Source organism: Actinomyces timonensis DSM 23838, assembly GCF_000295095.1.
Taxonomy (GTDB): Bacteria; Actinomycetota; Actinomycetes; order Actinomycetales; family Actinomycetaceae; genus Actinomyces; species Actinomyces timonensis.
This window is the reverse complement of record NZ_JH806632.1, coordinates 1,235,235-1,252,318: the sequence shown is the minus strand read 5'-3', so window position 1 is coordinate 1,252,318 and position 17,084 is coordinate 1,235,235. Positions and strand designations below refer to the sequence as shown.

12 protein-coding genes and 1 pseudogene are annotated in these 17,084 nt (G+C 71.4%); all 13 read right to left on the bottom strand.

The genetic code is table 11. From position 1 onward, the window contains the following. A pseudogene (locus A1QA_RS16165) lies at positions 1 to 420 on the bottom strand (hypothetical protein); the annotation flags it as partial. A gap of 313 nt (positions 421 to 733) precedes the next feature. Beyond that, the gene (locus A1QA_RS0105575) at positions 734 to 1,123 is read right to left on the bottom strand and encodes an N-acetylmuramoyl-L-alanine amidase family protein (protein ID WP_279625147.1); all 390 of its coding nucleotides are present in this window, start codon (positions 1,121 to 1,123) and stop codon (positions 734 to 736) included. After that, positions 1,124 to 2,050 (bottom strand): carboxypeptidase-like regulatory domain-containing protein, encoded by a 927-nt coding sequence (locus tag A1QA_RS0105570; protein ID WP_026048719.1) that lies wholly within the window; start codon positions 2,048 to 2,050, stop codon positions 1,124 to 1,126. A 69-nt stretch (positions 2,051 to 2,119) separates the two neighbouring features. After that, the gene (locus A1QA_RS0105565; RefSeq protein ID WP_154652242.1) at positions 2,120 to 2,320 is read right to left on the bottom strand and encodes a hypothetical protein; all 201 of its coding nucleotides are present in this window, start codon (positions 2,318 to 2,320) and stop codon (positions 2,120 to 2,122) included. Between the two features lie 340 nt (positions 2,321 to 2,660). After that, positions 2,661 to 3,989, bottom strand: a complete 1,329-nt coding sequence (locus A1QA_RS16480) for an N-acetylmuramoyl-L-alanine amidase family protein (RefSeq protein ID WP_082181129.1) — start codon at positions 3,987 to 3,989, stop codon at positions 2,661 to 2,663. A gap of 497 nt (positions 3,990 to 4,486) precedes the next feature. Then, positions 4,487 to 6,532, bottom strand: a complete 2,046-nt coding sequence (locus tag A1QA_RS0105555; protein WP_017177933.1) for an alpha-amylase family protein — start codon at positions 6,530 to 6,532, stop codon at positions 4,487 to 4,489. A gap of 94 nt (positions 6,533 to 6,626) precedes the next feature. Then, entirely contained in the window at positions 6,627 to 7,970 is a 1,344-nt protein-coding gene (locus A1QA_RS0105550) for a Fic family protein (RefSeq protein WP_017177932.1), read from the bottom strand. Positions 7,971 to 8,057: 87 nt separating this feature from the next. Further along, complete coding sequence (locus A1QA_RS0105545) at positions 8,058 to 8,627, bottom strand: methylated-DNA--[protein]-cysteine S-methyltransferase (RefSeq protein WP_017177931.1); 570 nt, start codon at positions 8,625 to 8,627, stop codon at positions 8,058 to 8,060. Between the two features lie 38 nt (positions 8,628 to 8,665). Further along, positions 8,666 to 9,871 (bottom strand): DUF3322 domain-containing protein, encoded by a 1,206-nt coding sequence (locus A1QA_RS0105540; RefSeq protein WP_017177930.1) that lies wholly within the window; start codon positions 9,869 to 9,871, stop codon positions 8,666 to 8,668. Beyond that, the gene (locus tag A1QA_RS0105535) at positions 9,868 to 13,404 is read right to left on the bottom strand and encodes an ATP-binding protein (protein ID WP_017177929.1); all 3,537 of its coding nucleotides are present in this window, start codon (positions 13,402 to 13,404) and stop codon (positions 9,868 to 9,870) included. The genes A1QA_RS0105540 and A1QA_RS0105535 overlap by 4 nt, the downstream gene beginning before the upstream one ends. Continuing rightward, positions 13,401 to 14,288, bottom strand: coding sequence for a DUF4194 domain-containing protein (locus tag A1QA_RS13670; RefSeq protein WP_017177928.1), 888 nt, complete (start codon positions 14,286 to 14,288; stop codon positions 13,401 to 13,403). The genes A1QA_RS0105535 and A1QA_RS13670 overlap by 4 nt, the downstream gene beginning before the upstream one ends. Next, a complete protein-coding gene (locus A1QA_RS0105525; protein ID WP_017177927.1) occupies positions 14,285 to 15,829 on the bottom strand; it encodes a DUF3375 domain-containing protein in 1,545 nt (514 codons plus the stop codon). Before A1QA_RS0105525 ends, A1QA_RS13670 begins: the two co-directional genes overlap by 4 nt. Positions 15,830 to 15,925: 96 nt before the next feature. Then, positions 15,926 to 17,071 (bottom strand): AI-2E family transporter, encoded by a 1,146-nt coding sequence (locus tag A1QA_RS0105520; RefSeq protein WP_017177926.1) that lies wholly within the window; start codon positions 17,069 to 17,071, stop codon positions 15,926 to 15,928. Positions 17,072 to 17,084 lie beyond the last annotated feature (13 nt).

The following is a 17,084-nucleotide window of genomic DNA, read 5'->3' as shown; positions in this document are numbered from 1 at the left end:
CTCGGCCGGCTTGGTGGTCTCAGCGGGCTTGGTGGTCTCAGCGGGCTTGGTGGTCTCAGCGGGCTTGGTGGTCTCAGCGGGCTTGGTGGTCTCAGCGGGCTTGGTGGTCTCAGCGGGCTTCGTGGTCTCAGCGGGCTTCGTGGTCTCGGCCGGCTTCGTGGTCTCAGCGGGCTTCGTGGTCTCGGCCGGCTTCGTGGTCTCAGCGGGCTTCGTGGTCTCGGCGGAAGCCGGGTCAGCAGCCTCGGTCGTCTCAGCGCCCTTACCCTCGGGCTGGGAAGTGGCGGTGCTGCTCGCGTTATCGCTGGCGGAGGGCTCACCGCCAGAAGTGGTCGCCGCAGCTGCCGCGCCGACGCCGAGGAGGAGGGTGGCGGCGGTCATGGCGACAGTCGCGCGAGCCTTGTTCATGGGATTGCTCATCATTCACCAATCATCGAAGAGTGAGGGATGCGCCGCGGCGAGGAGGGGGATCGCGCCGAAGCACGTGCAATGCTGGCACAGACGTCCGGGAGAGAACACCCAAAAAGTCACGAAGCAGCAACTATCGACGACACGCATTCCCCCTATTCGATCACTATCGGATAACGTCCGGCGACTGATCTGCAAACTTATGCGAGACCTCCCACAAATCACGATTCGGGCTCAGTTCTCGTCAGCTGCCGATTCCCGGGCATGAGGAGGCCCCGCGCCCGCCGTCTCCCCTCGAGGCGGCGGGCGCGGGGCCAGTCAATACGGCTCAGCGCACCCAGGCGCCAGAGGCGTTCATGAAGTACCACTTCCCGCCATCGAGGACCCAGCCGGTGGACATGGAACCGTTGGAGAGCATGTAGTACCAGTGACCGCCCGTGGCGACCCAACCAGTGCGCATCGCGCCCGAGCCATCCATGAAGTACCAGCGACCGCCGTCAGCCACCCAGCCCGTGGCCATGGCTCCGTTGGCCTTGAGGTAGTACCAGTGACCGCCCGTCGCGACCCAGCCCGTGGCCATGGCCCCGTTGGCCTTGAGGCAGTACCAGGCGACGCCGTCGTGGATCCAGCCCGTGCGCATGGTGCCCGTGGCGTCCATGTAGTACCAGGCCGCGCCGTCCTTGAGCCAGCCGGTGGCCTTGGCTCCGGAGGGCTGGATTTAGTTCCAGGCGCTGCCGGTCCACGCCCAGCCCTTCTTCGCGGGGGCAGCGGGCGCCTGGGGCTTGGGGGCGTCGGGCTTGGCCGGAGGCTTGGGCGCATCAGGCTTCGGGGCCTCGGGCTGAGCCGGGGGCTGCTCCTGCTTCCCGTCGTCGCCCTTCGGGTCCTGCTCCTCAGGGGCCTCGGGATCAGCCTTGGGACGCAGGTCGATGTCACCCACTGCGACATCCTTGCCGATCATTCCGGCAATCGGCGTCGAGGCATTCTTGTCCTTGACGTTGCCGAGGTAGGTCCACTCGACGTCAGCGGGATTGTCGGCCTGCTCCCCGGCGGAGAAGCGGTAATCCGTGGAGTCCAGGCCAGGAAGGGTGAAGGTGCCATCGGACTTGGTGGGGGTGTAGCGGACCGCGAGACCCTCCTTGACAGGCTCGGCCCGCACGATCCAGCCCTTGCCGGGCTTGCCCTGAGCGTCAATGACCTTGCCCGTGGCAGTCCCACCGACGACGACCTTGACATCCTGACGCACCGCTTCGCCCTTCTTCAGGGCGACCGTCGGCGTCTTGCCCGCCGCCTGGGCCTGCGTGGTTCCATCGACGTAGCCAGCGGCGTAGATCGTGTCCATGTCCCTCGTGGCCACGGTGCCGACATAGTCGCCGGAGTCCAAGGCTGAAGACATCGACGCGCGGTAGATGCCGCCCGTGACGTCGGCGGCGAACTCCGCCTTGTCATCCGCAGCAGTGTGGAAGCGGACGTCGACCGTGGGCTGCGCGTCTGTCGTACCCGAGATCGTCCCGTAGGCACCAGCGGAGGGCTTCCAACGGAGGTCGACCCGCTGGTTCTCGGGCGAGGTCTCCACGCCTTCGGCCAGAGTGTCGCCGCATTCGAGAGTGTAGTGATCGTTGCCCTCGGGCTTGAGGGTGTAGCTCACAGCCGACCTCGTCTCCTGGGCGTTGGCCTCCCAGGTGAGCTTGATGTCGTTGGAGACCTTCTTATCGGCCTAGTCGGTGAGGGTGCAGTCGAGGGAGCCCGCGAATTCGGGCAGGTCGGTGAGAACAACGGTGAGAGTGCCGTTCTTGGCCGCCTCGCCGGCAGGAGCCTCTGCGGCGGTGGCGGTCGCGCCTGCGGCGGCGCTGAGCATGAGTGCGGTGACGGCAAGGGTGGAGCCCGTGCGGCGGGCGGTGAGCATAGGGGTACGCATAGAGAAACCGTTCGTCGTAGGAGGCGGATGAGGGAAGGGAGGGGAGAAGATCGAGAGTCAGGTGACTGCCAGCCGCGAACCATCTCAGGGCGATGCGGGGCGAGCCATATGCTCGCCATAGGAACAGACGCTCACAAGACCCGGGGAGTCTCGAAACAGCCTCGCTTGCGGCACACCGCGTCAGGACACGATCACAGCAGCAGTCTCGATCAGGCGGTTCAGCGCGCCCCGCCCCGCCAAGGACGAGACGAAGCGCACTGAACCGTTTCAAGGCGGGTTCAGGGGATCAGGGGGATTCAGGGACCAGACCGGACAAGGGGTCACGGACGGTGCGAGAATCTCAGGCCGTCCAGGCGCCGGAGGCGTCCATGAAGTACCACTTGCCGCCGTCGGCGACCCAGCCCGTGGCCATAGCGCCGTTGGCGCGCAGGTAATACCAGTGGCCGCCCGTGGCGACCCAGCCCGTGGCCATGGCCCCGTTGGCCTTGAGGTAGTACCAGTGACCGCCCGTCGCGACCCAACCAGTGCGCATCGCGCCCGAGCCATCCATGAAGTACCAGGAGCCGCCGTCAGCCACCCAACCAGTGGCCATGGCGCCGCCGGACCGCAGGAAGTACCACGCGCCGCCGATGAAGCGCCAGCCAGTGGCCTTGCCGCCAGTAGACGGATCGATGTAGTACCAGGTGGCGCCGGAGCGGACCCACCCAGTCGCCTGGGAGGCAGCGGGCGCGGGCTGCACCGGTGCGGCAGCGGCGGCGGCCGGCTTCGAGCCGGAGAAGGAACTGCTCGATGCCCCGGCCTGGGAGCCAGCGGCAGGCGTCAGAGCGCCGACGTTCGCGGGGTTGCGGTACAGGGCGAAGTTCTGGGTCGCGTACCAGGAATGGGTGGCGGCGTCATAGTGGACGGCGATGCCGATATGGGTGAAGGACGGATCGAGCATGGCACCGAGGTGGCCCGGGGAATGCAGCCACTGATTGAACAGAGAGTACCCCTGGTTGCCATTCTTGTAACCGTAGTAGTACTGCCAGGCGATATTCTCAGAGCCACCGCCCCAGCCCGAGGGGTAGAGGTCCCAGAAATTCTCCGGGGCACCCTTCTCCGTGATGTGGTGGTGGAATCCTTTCGGCAGATTATTCGTTCCCACGCCGTAGGAGGCCATATGCGCGCTCCAGTCACGGGCGACGGTGTCGAGCTTGACGGCGCGCTTGACCGGGTTCAGCCCCTGCTCGACGCGGAGCTGATTGACGCGGTCGAGGATCTGCTGCTCGTAGTCGGCGATGGCGGACTGGGACCACCCCAGGGAGTCATCCTCGGCGACGGTGCCCTCGGGGACATCGTTGACGGAGGGCGAGACCGTGACCTTCTTCGCGGCGCTGCCCTCACCCGAGATCACGGTGGTGGCGCGGTGGTCCTTGGGGTTGGTTTGGCTGGAGTCCGACACGACGGGCGCGGAGAGCGCCCCGATCGTCCCGGGGGTGTCGGCGAAGCCGAGCGGGTCGGAGCAGTTCTGGAGGCACGAGGACGAGGCATTGCCCGATCCATCGACGGGCATCATCGATGCCGCGGCGCCTGGAACCACCAGCGCGCCCAGAATGGCGGAGGCGAGCAGGGGCGCGAGTCGAGATCGGAAGCGAACGAACTGCCGGGATTCTTTCAAGGAGGATGTCATGGGGCTCTCGGTGAAGTGCGATGTGGTGGGAGGGGAGACAGGGACTGGGAGAGGGACAGGGCGAAGAAAGGGGAACGGGGAGAAACAGTGAAGGGACAGCGCACCAGAGCCCTGACTCTTGGCGCGAGGGCACAGCAGATGCTAGCAGCGCCTCAGCGGCCTTGAAATTGAGACTCCGCCGCAACCATGCGAGCCTCGATAACAGTTCGTCGACGGCGCCGGATGACATTCTCGTCACGCCGGATCATCGCGGGGAGGACTCGCGCTCGTCACATTTCACTGATGACCTGGGAGGGCGAGAGATCCGTCCTGGGGCCGCGAGCGCCCCGCGCGGGCACCGCCGATGTGCCCCGTGATCCCGGCGAGATGGCGGGAACGCGATGACGCCCGACTCGAGCCCCGTCCTGGAGCCCGACACCGGGCGTCATCGTGATTCATCCGCAATGGTCAGGAGACCAGAGAGCAACACAAAACGCGCGACAGTGGCGGCCAGCGGCTCAGTCGGTGGCGCGCACGAGCCACCAGGCGGCGTACGGCGGGACGGGGACCATGCCGTCGCCGTCGCCCTCGAGCGTGGCCGAGCCCGAGGGGACCGTGTCCGTCAGGGCGTCGACGGCGCCGAGCACGCCGTGCTCGGCCAGGCGCCAGGCGGGGATCTTCCTCCACTCCGGCGTCACGTTGTACACGCCCACGAAGCTGCCCAGGGGGTGGTCGCGGAAGGTGACGAGCACGCCATCGTCGTCCAGAGGGGCGACCTGCGTGCGCACGTCGGCGCTGAGAACCGGCAGGGAGGCGCGCACGCGGCCCATGTGGACGAGGTCGGTGAAGACGCGGCCCTCGATGGTGGAGCGGTCCCAGCGGGTCTCCATGAGGCGCTCGTCGAGGCGCGGGCGGCCGGCCCAACGGGAGTCGGACTCATGGCCGGGCTCGGTGTCCCAGTTGGGATCGTTGAACTGGGCGAGCTCGTCACCGGACCAGATGACGGGGACGCCGCCCCAGCCGTAGAGGATCGCGTTGGCCATGCGCAGGGCGTTGATGCGCTCCTCGCGCCACTGCCACAGGGAGTCGACCTCGTGCTCGGGGGTGAAGTCGTTGATGCCCTCCCAGGCCTCGGCCACGGACTCCAGGCCGATGAGGGAGGCGGCGGTGCCGGAGATGCGGCGGTCCCCCGTGGCCGGGTTGTACTGGAAGACGAGACCGCGGGCGTCGGACAGGGGGTAGAGGCCCGCGTACCAGTCGGACAGGAAGGCGCGGTGCCAGTAGCCGGACAGGCCCACGGCCTCGGCGTCGCGATCGTCGATGGCCCAGCCGATGTCATCGTGGCAGCGCAGGTAGGTGATCCAGGTGGAGGTGGAGGACTCCGCGGGGAGGTTCCGCAGCGCGTGGGCGCCGAGCACCGCGTTGCGCGCGGCGAGCATGGACCACACCTGCACCATGAGGGAGTTGTGGTAGGCGAGGTCGGAGACCTTGTTGGTGTACCGGCCCTGGCCGAGGTACTGCAGGAGCTCGGTGGGCGCCACGATCGCCTCGGCCTTGAGGATGATGGCCGGGCAGGTGATGCGCGCGATGGCGCGCAGGACCTGGGTGATGGCGTGGACCTCGGGCTGGCCCTGGCAGTCGGTGCCCTTGCGCTTGATGGTGAAGGCGATGGCGTCCAGGCGCAGCACCTCCACGCCCCGGTTGGCCAGGTCGAGGATGATGGAGACGAACTCCTCCATGACGTCGGGGTTGCGCCAGTTGAGGTCCCACTGGAAGGAGTTGAAGGTGGTCCACACCCAGCGGGAGAGCTCCTCATTCCAGGTGAAGTTGCCGGGGGCGAAGTCGGGGAAGACCTCGGGGAGGTCGCGCTCGTACTCGTCGGGCTCGGCGCGGTCGGGGAAGAGGAAGAAGTAGTCCTGGTAGCGCTTCTCCCCCGCCCGCGCGCGCCGGGCCCACTCGTGCTCGGCGGCCACATGGTTGAGGACGAGGTCGACGACGAGGCTCATGCCCTCCCCGCGCAGGGAGCCGGCCAGGTGCTCGAGGTCGTCCATGGTGCCCAGGTCCGGGCGGACGGAGCGGTAATCGGCGACGGCGTAGCCGCCGTCGGAGTCCCCGGGGCGCGGGGTGAGCAGCGGCATGAGGTGGAGGTAGCTGACGCCGAGCTCGCGCAGGTAGGGGATGCGCTCCTCGACGCCGCGCAGGTTCCCGGCGAAGCGCTCGGCGTAGCAGGCGTAGCCGATGCGCGAGGGGTCCTGGATCCAGGAGGGCTTGAGCATCCGCTGAAGGTCCAGGTGGCGCAGCTCAGGGCTGCGCTGGGCGTAGGCGGCGGCGGCCTCGGTGAGCAGGAGAGTGGCGGCCTCGGTGGCGGCCAGCTCGCCGTAGAGGGTGACCAGGCCGTCCATGACGTCGGGGAACCAGCGCTCCAGGCGGGTCGTGAAGATCTCCTGCTCTATGGGACTCAGCGCCACGAGCGGGGTGACGATGGCCCGGGACACCTCATCGGGGATGCCGACCGGCGGGATGGGGGCGGGCTGTGTCTCGGGGGCGGGGCGCTGGGAGCTCATGGGCTCATGATTCCCTAGGTCGGGCCGTCGCGACAGTGCGGACCAGGATTCATCGCCCGTGGTGGTGGCCAGCTGGCGCGCGCGCTCACCGGGCTCAGGCGCGCACCTGCTGGGCGAGGTCATCAACGGGGAACCAGACCACGCGGCGCCCCTGCTTGGCGGAGGCCAGCAGGCCCCGGACCTCAAGCCCCTGCAGGTCAGAGCGCGCTGTCTGGGGGACGACGCCGTGGACCATGCGGTGGGCCTCCACGGTGACGCTTCCCGTGGGGTCGCGCAGGAAGGACTCGACGACGGCGATCTGCCGGTGGTTGAGACCCCATTCCCGCAGGGCGCGCGAGGCCTGGCGCAGCTGGCTGGTCTTGCGCTCCAGGTAGGCGTCGAGATCATCGATGGACTGGGCGACGACGCGGGCCTGGGCGAGGAGGAAGTGGGTGAGGTCGCCCTCGTCGCCCTCGGTCAGCAGGAAGCTCCGGGCGTACTGGGCGGGCGCGCGGCGCAGAAGGCGCGAGACGGAGAGGAACTCGGTGAGGAAGAAGCCCTGGTGGAGCATCGCCCAGTAGAAGACCGCGCGCGCCGTGCGCCCGTTGCCATCGACGAAGTAGTGGTCGTAGCCCATGATGAAGTGCGCGGTGATGGCCCGGATGAGCGGCGGCATGTAGGGGGCACCCTGAGAGGCATCATCTGCGGCATTGGCGAAGGCGCACAGGCGCTCCAGCCTCTCGGGAAGATCCTCGGCAGTCGGCGGGACGTGGAGCACCTGCTCGTCCCCGGAAGCCCCGTAGATGCGCACCCGCTGCTCCCCTGGGTGCCGGAGGCGCCCGGCGTCGTCGGGATCGTCAAGAGTGCCCTCGGTGACGATGCGGTGGATCTGTGTGATGAGCGCGGGGGTCAGCGGCTCGTCCTTGAGCTCCGTGATCCGCTGCATGGCCCGGTAGTTGTTGAGGATCATGCGCTCACTGCGATCCCGCGGAGAGCGGTCCTCGCGCAGCATCTGGTTGGCGCGGACCCGGGAGGTGGAGGCGCCCTCGAGCTGGGAGGAGGTGATGGCCTCCTCGATGAGGGAGCGCACGAGGTAGCGGTCGCGCGTGGCGGTGTTGGCGATGGGCTCGGGGAGCTCGACCTGCCCCCGCGCCCGAGTGGAGACGTCGTCGATGAGGCGCAGGAGGGGATCGGGCAGGTTGTAGGTGAGCGGCGTGCCGTCGGTCATCGTCAGGGGCGTGGAGCGCGCTGTCCGCTCGCGGTTCAGCCGCACGGCGGTCCACCACTCCTGGCGGCTGAAGCCCTCGGGGGGATCGTGCCGGAAGAACCACTCCCAGGGGTGGTACTCGGGGTCCACGGCCAGCGATGGCGCGGTGAGGACATCCGCGAGGCGGCCAGAGCCAGCCAGCTCGCCCAGGAGCTCGCTGAGCGCGGCCGGCGGCGGGACAGGCGTTGTCACCAATCGCTCCTTCCACCTGTCACTAACTGCTAATTTTGTCCAAATTAGCAGTTAGTGACAGGTGGGCCGGACCAGGACTCGACGTCGTCACTGCCGACCGCGTCCGGTGGGGCCAGCGCCCTCGCGGGCGAGCAGGCTCTCCTTGACCGCCAGGCCGTAGCGGAATCCGCCCAGGGAGCCGTCACTGCGGGCCACCCGGTGGCAGGGGACGAAGAGCGCGGCGGCGTTGAAGGCGCAGGCTCCCGCGGCGGAGCGCACCGCCCGGGGCCTGCCGCACAGGGCGGCGTACTCGCCGTAGGTCACGAGCCCACCCGGCTCGATGCCGCGCAGCACCTCCCAGGCCCGCTCGCGGAAGGGGCCCGAGCGCTGGAGAACTGGCACAGCGGCGGGGGCTCCCAGCTCGCCGTCGTAGTAAGCCTCCAAGGCTGCGAGCGCCTGGGCCAGCGCTGCGGGAGTCCCGCTGCGCGGCGCCTCCTCCAGGCGGTCGGGCCGCAGGCTGGGATGGATGAGGGCGAGGAGGCCCTCAGGATCCGCGGTCCAGCCCGAGGCCAGCACATGGGACCCCGCGATGATCGTGAAGGGACCGTCAGGGGTGGGCTCCGTGGCGGCCACCGCCGTCAGACCATCAGCGCACCGGTCCTGCTGCGATCGCGTCATGCCCCTATCCTCCCTGGGCCCGCGGGCGGGATCCACCCTCAGGCGAGAGCGAGGGCCAGGGCCGAGGTTGCCTCGTCCCAGGGCAGGCGCTCCTGCTCCAGGCGCAGCCCCCAGTCGGCGATCATCCGCCAGGCGCGCATCTGCTCGTAGCCGAGGCCCTCGGGCTGGAGGCCGTCGCGGCTGGTCCGCCTGCTGGGATCGGCCACCGCCAGGGAGCGCCACCGCTCCAGAGTCGGGGCGTCCATGAGCACCGGCACGATGCCCGGGAAGCGCTGGATGAGGGAGGCCAGGATCCTCATGCCGTCGGCGTCGAGGTCCCCCCAGTAGACGACGCGCCGCGCGTGGCGGGCCCAGGAGAGAAGCGGGAGCGTGTGGATGACCTTGCTGCCCGCGCCCCACACGGCCACTGTGCGCGGCCGCTCCTCCAGGGCGAGGAAAGTGGCCAGGTTCTCCACGGCGACGACGTCGATGAACCCCGCCCGATCGGCCCACATGCGGCCGATCTCCTCCACAGGGGCCTCGACATCGCGCAGGCCCCCGGCGGCCAGATCCGGATCGAGGATCCGCACGCGCACGGTCGTGGGGGCGCGGCGCAGGCCCAGTTCGGACTCCACCAGGCGGTCCCCGCCCCGGGCCGCGCCGAGCAGGCGCAGCACCACGCGGCGGTGCCGCTCCAGCCACTTGGTGTCCAGGCCGGCGATCGGCAGCTGGCGCAGGTAGATCCCGGAGGCCGGGTGGGAGGCCAACCAGCCCACGGCGGCGACGAGCCGCTCGACGTCGTCGTCCTCGTACTCGACGACCTCGCCGATGACGGCGGCCACCGCCTCGGCTGCGCCGCCCTGTCCCGGCAGGCCCGTGGGTCCCACGCCCAGGGCCTGAAGCATCTCCGCGATCATCTCGGCCCGCGAGCTCGCCAGCCCCCAGTGCCCGGCGCGGCCAGCGGCCGAGGCGATGGCGTCGGCGCCCACGAGCTGGGCGCGCACGGGCAGGTGCTGGGTGCCCAGCGACGCCCAGCGCCTCCCCTCCCAGGTGACCGTGCCGGGGGCGGAGTGCTCCCACTGGCGCCAGGCGGCGATCCAGGCGGCGACGCCGTCGACGTCCGCGAGCGCGAGGTCCTGCGTGGGAGGGTCGAGGGACAGGGGCAGCACCTCGGCGCGCGCCTGCTCGGGGTTGGCGGCCCAGGCCGCGTAGACGCGCTGGTAGCGCACGGCGGCGCGGGCGGCGAGCTCGGCGGGGCCCCTCATAGCGCCTCCAGGTCGAAGCCCTCGAAGAGGTCGCCGGTCTGCTCGGGGTCGGCCCAGGCGCCCCGGCGCGGCAGGGAGTCGGCGTCGAAGAGCACCATGGACAGGGCGGAGGCGTCCCCCTCGGGGGTGTTGGTGACCATGGCGGCGCCGCCCACGTGCTCCTCCAGGGTCTGGAGCATCTTCATGGGAGTGGCCAGCAGCAGCTGGAAGCCGAAGCCGCGGAAGACCTCCAGGCCGGCGCGGGTGAAGTCGGCGTCGGTCTTGTCGAAGGCCTCGTCGAGGACGACGAGGGCGTAGCCGGGCAGCTGGCTGCCCGGGTCGGTGAGCTGGTAGCGCAGGGCGGCGGCCAGGCAGAACACGACGAGTTTCTGCCTCTGCCCGCCCGACAGGCCCGAGGCGCCCTCGTAGACGTCGACGACGACGCCGTCGACATTGCGCTCCTCGGCGCGGAAGGCCACGTGGAGGCGGGTGTCGAGGCACTGGCGGCGCCAGGCGGCGTCGCGGGGCTCCGACGAGCCGAGCCGGCTCATGATGCGCCCGAGCAGGGCGTAGCGCTCCTCGGCGCGCTCGGGGGCCTCGTCGTCGAGCTCGAGGCTGCCCGAGGCGATGGTGGCCAGGTCCCGCAGGAAGTCGTTGACCACGGGCAGGCGCCGCTCCTCCACCTTGATGCGCAGGTGGTGGCCGGGCGAGTACTCGGTGGTGGCCAGGGCGTCGTTGACGGGCCCGATGCGGGCGCGGACCTGGCTGACGGCGCGGCGGATCTCGGAGGCGAGGTGGCCGATGTTCTGGCGGGACTGGGAGCGCAGGAGGGCGGCGAAGCGGCGCTCGTGGCGGGGGAGGTCGTCGGATTGGAGGCGGGCGAGGATCGCCAGGAACTCGTCGAGGTAGTCGATCTCGGGCAGGACCTGGCCGCGGGTCTCGGGCCAGGTGGCCACGAAGGTGGACATGGTGACCACGGCGCTGGCCACGGCCCGGGCCTCGCGGCGGGAGGCGGCCTCGCGCTGCTCGACGATCTCCTTGGAGACGCGGGCGGCGACCTCGCTGATCTCCTCCAGGTTCGGGCGACGGCGCCGGTGGGCGCGGAAGCGCTCGTCGAGCTCGGCGCGCATGGGCCCCGACTCGGGGGCGGACAGGATGAGGGCCTCCTCCTCGTCGCCCGGGGTGGCGGCGCCGGCGCGCAGGGCCTGCTCGCGCTCGCGCAGGCGGTCGAGCTCGGCGGTGGCGGCGTCGCGGTTCTCGGTCTCCCGGGCCAGGGAGGCGCTCAGCCCCCGCAGGGACTCGCGGGCCTGGGCGAGCGCCTGGCGGGCGGTCTCGATGCGGGCGTCGAGCTGGGCCAGGCCCGGCTGGGCGGCCCGCAGCTGCTCGCAGCGCCGCGCCCACTGCTCGGCCTGGGCGGTGGCGGAGGCGACGTCGATCTGCTCCCAGGTGAACTCGGTGGCGCGCTGGCAGGCGGCGAGCCGGTCGCGCAGGACGGCCTCGCGGGAGTCCAGGCCGTCGAGGCGCGCGTCGGCCTCGGCCTTCTCCCGGGCGCGGGCGGCGAGCTCGTCGACGACGAGCTCGAGCCTCTCTCGGGCGTCGACGCCGATCACCCAGGTGCGGGGGTCGGCCAGGTCGCGGCGGTCGTCCTTGAGATGGGCGGTGCGCGAGGACTTGACCTGGCCGGCGCGGGTGACGCCGCGGTCGACGGCGGCCAGCTCCTCGGCTCCCTCGACGCACAGGTGGTCGAAGCGCCGCATGAGCTCGGCGTTGAGCCAGTCGGCGTGCTCGGTGCCGGGGATGGGCTCGATCTTGCGGGCCAGGGCGCCGCCTGGGACGCGGGGGATGCCGCGGGCGGCCTGGGCGGCGGGCAGGAGGCGGTCGAAGTGGAGGCGGGCCCCCAGGTGGAGGGTGTCGACGGCGGCGAGGACGTCCCGGTAGAGGCGGTCGGGGACGAGCATGTGGGTGCCGAAGCTCCCGGCGACGGCCTCGATGGCGACGCGCCAGTCCTCCTCGCCGTCGACGACGCGCAGGATCTCCCCGGCGAAGGGCAGGACGGAGGCGGGCTGGCCGATGACGGTGGCGATGAGGTCGCGGGCGCCCAACAGGCGCGCGGGCATGGCGGAGCGGCTGGCGAGGATCTGCTCGCGCTCGGTGGTCAGAGCGTCGATGCGGCGCTTGAGGTCGAGGGCGGCCAGGCCAGCCGTGTCCCGCTCGGCGCGCAGGGAGGTCAGCTGCTCGCGCAGGCCGGCGTCCTCGGCGGCGAGGACCCTGCCGAGCTCGTAGTGGGCGCGGGCGTCGGCGGGGGCGGTGGCGTCGAGCTCGTTCAGGCAGCGCTCCAGGGCGCGGGCGGCGTCGGCGCGGCGGGCGGCCTCCGCCTGGGCGGCCTCGAGGCGGGCGGCGGCGGTGGGCAGCTCGCTCCCGGCGGCGCCGTGGCGCTCGGCGCGCAGGAGGTCGAGGTCGGCGACGGCGGAGTCCTCGCGGGCGGCCGCCTGGGCCACCTCGGCCTCAAGGCCCGTGACGGCCGCGGCGGCGCGGTCGCGCTCCTCGGCCAGGCGGGTCAGGCGCAGGTGGTGGACGTAGCCGGGCACGGCGGCGGCCAGCGCCTCGGCGTGGGCCTGCTGGGCGCCGGCGTCGATGATGGTGCGGCTGAGCTCGGACAGGGGCGCGAGGGCACTCTCCTGCTCGCGGGCCTCGACGACGGCGGCGTGGGCCTCGCGCAGCTCCCCGAACTGCTCGACGGCGGCGTCGGCCAGGCGCAGGGTCTCGGGCTCGTCGAGCATGAAGTCGCGCAGGAGGGTGTCGAGACTGGCGAGGGACTTGGCGGCCTGGGTGCGGTGGAGGAGGCGCTGGGCGACCTCGCTGGACAGGCCGAGGCGGCGGCGGAAGGCGGCGGCGAAGGCCTCGTACTTGTCGAACAGCCGCAGGCCCTCGGGGCGGTCGCGGCGAATAGCGCGCCGGTCGATGCCGTGGGCGAGGTAGGGCAGGAGGCCGGTGAGGTCCGGGGAGCCCTCGGCCATGAGGAGGAGCTGGGCGACGGCGTCCCCGGCGTTCGTCCCCGCGCGCACGTGGAACAGGACGATAAGGGTGAGGGACTCGGCGCCCTCGCCGCCCTGGGAGAAGGTGAGGGCAATGCCGCTGCGGGTGGCGCCGGTGCGCAGGAAGTCGGTGACGACCTCCCCGGTGGCGCCGTCGGTGGTGCGCCGGTAGGCGCCGCGCACGTAGCTGAGGATGCTGCGGGCGCGGTCGGTGGAGCCGGAGTCCTGGGCGGCGGCGTTGAAGCGGCGGTTCTTGGCGGGCACGAGCACGGCGGACAGGGCGTCCAGCAGGGAGGACTTCCCCGAGCCGGAGGGGCCGGTGAGGATGAGGCCGTCGCGAGGCACGGGCAGGTCGTGGTAGCCGTTGAAGGTTCCCCAGTTGTGGACCTGGATGCGGGACAGGCGGTGCTGGGCCTCGGCCTCGCGCAGCCGCGAGCGCGTGCGGGCCGAGCGCGGCGCAGGGGGCACCGGGGAGGGCGCGCGGCGGCGGGCGGGGGCGGCGGAGGTCGTCGTGCTCATGGGCGCTCCTCGGCGTTGGCGCTCCGGGTGGATGAGGAGGAGGCCGGGGCGGCCGGGGCGGCGGCGTCCGGGGAGGCCGGGGATTCCCCGGGAGAGGCCTCGCCGTCGTCGCTATCGCGCTCCTCGCCGTCCTCGCTCAGCATGGCCTCATACTGGGCGGCGACGGCGGCCACCTGGTCGGCGCCGAAGACGAGGGCGAGGATCGGGGAGATCTCGTAGCGCTCGTCGACGCTCGTGGACTGCAGGAGGGAGGCCTTCGTCATCTTGGTGATGGAGGCCCCCACGCGGCGCTCGAAGCCGGAGATGTCCGTCGAGGCGCGGCGCCGGTAGATGGCGAGGTGGTCGATGAGCTCGGAGCGGTCCACGAAGACGCGCTGCCCGGCGCCCATGGTGCGCAGGAGGAGGGTGCGCAGGTGGAGCAGGAGGGCGGTGTCGATGAGGGTGAGCGGCATGGTGCGCACGACGGAGGGGGCCTGGCCAGTGGGGTCCTCGCTGTTGCGCACGAAGGCGAAGCCGGCCTCGCGGTCGACGATGAGGCCGAGGAACATATTGGCCAGGTGGTGGCGGACGGCGTCGAGGTCCGCCATGAGGGCCTGCCAGAGCTCGGGATGGAGGGCGGCCGAGAGGTAGGGGCCCTGGACGAGGCGGACGATGGCGCGGCGGGTGTCGCGGGGCAGCGTTCCGGCATCGCCGTCCCACAGGGCCCCCGGGGGGATCTCCGACGCCGGCTCGGCTGGCGCCGGCACGTCCGCGGGCGCCGAAGGCTCGGCGGGCTCCGGAGACGCTGAGGGGGCAGGCGGCGGGGGCGGCGTCGCGCTGACCCCGCCGGGCGGCAGCGGCGGGACCTCGAGGGTCGTGTCCTCCAGCGGGCTCTCGGGGCTCATTCGTCGTCTCCCTCGGGGCGCGGGGCCGATGCGGCGGAAGCAGTGAAGTCGGTGGCCGGGCTGGCCGTGGCGGGCGCGGTGAGCACGAGACGGGGGATGGTGGCGCGGCGCTCCTCGCCGCCCGCCGTCGACCAGGAGACCTCCTCCTCGCCACCGGCGATCGCGCCGTCGCGCCGGCCGATGAGGAGCAGGCCGATGATGCTGGCCAGGCCCTGGGTGGCCGGATGGTCGGCGAGGATGTCCCCCAGGGTCGCGGTGCCGCGGCGCGCCATGGAGTCGGCCACCGCCTCGCCGAGCTCGATCATGTCGATCTCGGAGGCGCGCACGGCCTGGCGCATGGAGTCCAGGTCGAGGTCGGTGGCGCTGTGGGTGATGATCTCCTCAGCGACGTCGGCGTCGGCGGGGTTGTTGAGGCGCCAGGAGCCGACGCTGGCCAGCGGCAGCCCGGTGAGCTCCAGGCTCATGCCCATGGGGGCGATGGGGGCGGCGCGCTCGGTGAGGCGCCCGGCGAGCACGGAGGCGCGGGCGAGCTCGTCGGACAGGCGGCGGTGCTCCTCGAAGGCGCGGCTGGCCACGAATCGGCGCAGGGAGCGGGAGAAGCCGGTCATGGTCTGGCGCACGCCGCTGGCCTCGGTCATGAGGGTGGAGCGCCAGTCGCGCAGGAAGCGGCGGTCGGCCTCGTCGAGCATCTCGGCGAAGCCGCGGCCCAGGGCCTCGTCGATGTGATCGTCGAGCAGGGCGGAGGACTCGGGGTCCTGGAGGAGCTCGAAGAAGCCGAGGAAGGAGCGGCCCGCCTCGGAGGACTCGATGCGGTCGACGCCGCGGAAGACGTCGTCGAGCACCTCGCCGCGCGACCCGGGGGCCTCGACGATCCTCTCGCGCAGGGAGCGGTTGAGCTCGGCCATCTCGGAGCGCACGCGCGCGAAATCGCCGGGGATCTGCTCGGCCAGGGCGATGATCTCCTCGAGCCGCTCGGCGCCGTCGTGGGGGTCGAGGGGCTCGGACTGGCCGGCCTCGATGCGGGCGATCTGGGTGTCGATGGCGTCGCGCTCGGCCCGCAGGCCCGCCAGGCGGCGCTCCATGGAGGGGTCGGAGTCGCGCACGAGACGGTCGAGCTGGCTGGCGATGGAGGCGAGGCGGGACTGGGTGACGGCGGCGCGGGGGCGCTCCACCTGGGAGAGGTAGCGCAGGGCGGCCTCTGCGGGGGCGGAGAGCTCGTAGGACTCCTCGCGCTCGCCGGGGGCGGTGGAGCGCACGAGGATGCCCTCGGCGCGCCAGCGGTCGCAGTAGGTGCGGGCGGTGGTCTTCTCCCCCAGGTCCATGCCGGCCTCGCGCAGGGAGAGAAGGTCCTCGTCGATGAGCTCGTGGAGGTCGGCCACGCTCATGCGGCGCTTCTGCCCACCCAGGTGGGAGCCGAGCACGGCGACGGCGATCGCGGCCTGGTCCAGGCGCAGGAGGCGCAACCCGGCGTCGGCCTCGGGACCGGCCAGGAGGCGGCTCGCGCTCAGAGCGGCGGCGACGACGCCTGAGGACCGGGGCATGGCACCTCCTTCAGTCCGGCAGGGCGGCGGTTGCGAACGCGCCGCACGGTACCCGCCATCCCTGACACCCGGCTGAAGGCGGGGCACGCGCTGGCCCTACTCGACGATGACCGGCTTCCCCGCCTCGGGGTCGGCGGGCCCGACGCCGTCGCCATCGAGGTCGGCGCGGTCGACGTCGTCGAGATCCACCTGCTCGATGGGCACCAGGGGCGAGTCCCCCGCCGAGAGGAACAGGCCCACCCAGGCGGCGCGGCGGTCAGTGTCGATGAGGATGGCCTTGGCGAAGAGGGTGAGCGGGACCGCGAGGATCGCGCCGAGCGCGCCGATCACCTGGGACCAGAACAGCAGGGACACGAAGGTGACGGTGGTGTTGAGCCCGACGGCGTCGCCGGTGAACTTGGGCTGGATGACGGACTGGATGACGAAGTTGAGCAGTGAGTAGATGACGATCACCCACAGCGCCGTCCAGGGACCGGAGTCCACAATGGCCAGGAGCGCCGGGGGGATGACACCGATGACGAATCCGATGTTGGGGATGTAGTTCGTGATGAAGGAGACGACGCCCCAGGTGAGCGCCATGGGCACGTTGAGCCACCACAGCGCCATCGTGTCGAGGACGGCGACGATGAGCCCGAAGACGGTCGAGACGAGCCAGTAGGAGCGCACGGACTCCGCGAAGCCCGCGAGCGCGGAGGCGAGGCCGGGTTTGAGCGTGACGAGGGCGCGGGTGCGCGTCTCGATGCGCGCCATGTCGAACATGAGGAAGATGACGGCCAGCCCCATGACCATGAGCATCGAGCCAATGCCCGAGATCTGCTCGAGGACCGTCTGGGCGAACTCGACCACCTTGGAGGTGTCCACCACCTTGGAGGCCTGGGCGACGAGGTCGGCCTGGGACATGCCCATCTGGGTGAGGCGGTTCTGGAGCTGGGCCCAGATGTCGGCGAACCTGTCCGAGTAGCCCGGGAGGGTGTCGATCAGCTGCATGACCGCGATGCCGAGGAAGGCGAACAGGCCCAGGACGAAGGCGTAGATGATCGTGATCGCGGCGACCGCGGAGACAGGCCTCGGGATGCGGTGGCGGGTGGCCCAGGTGGTCAGGGGGCGCACGGTGATGACCAGGGTGAGGGCGAGGAACACGGGGCCGATGAGCTCGCGCGCGTAGTACATGCCGGCGCAGCACACGGCGAGCGCGGCCACGGTGAAAGCGATCGTCTCGCCCTGGCTGCGCTGGGCCGCCACTGCCGGGGCGCCC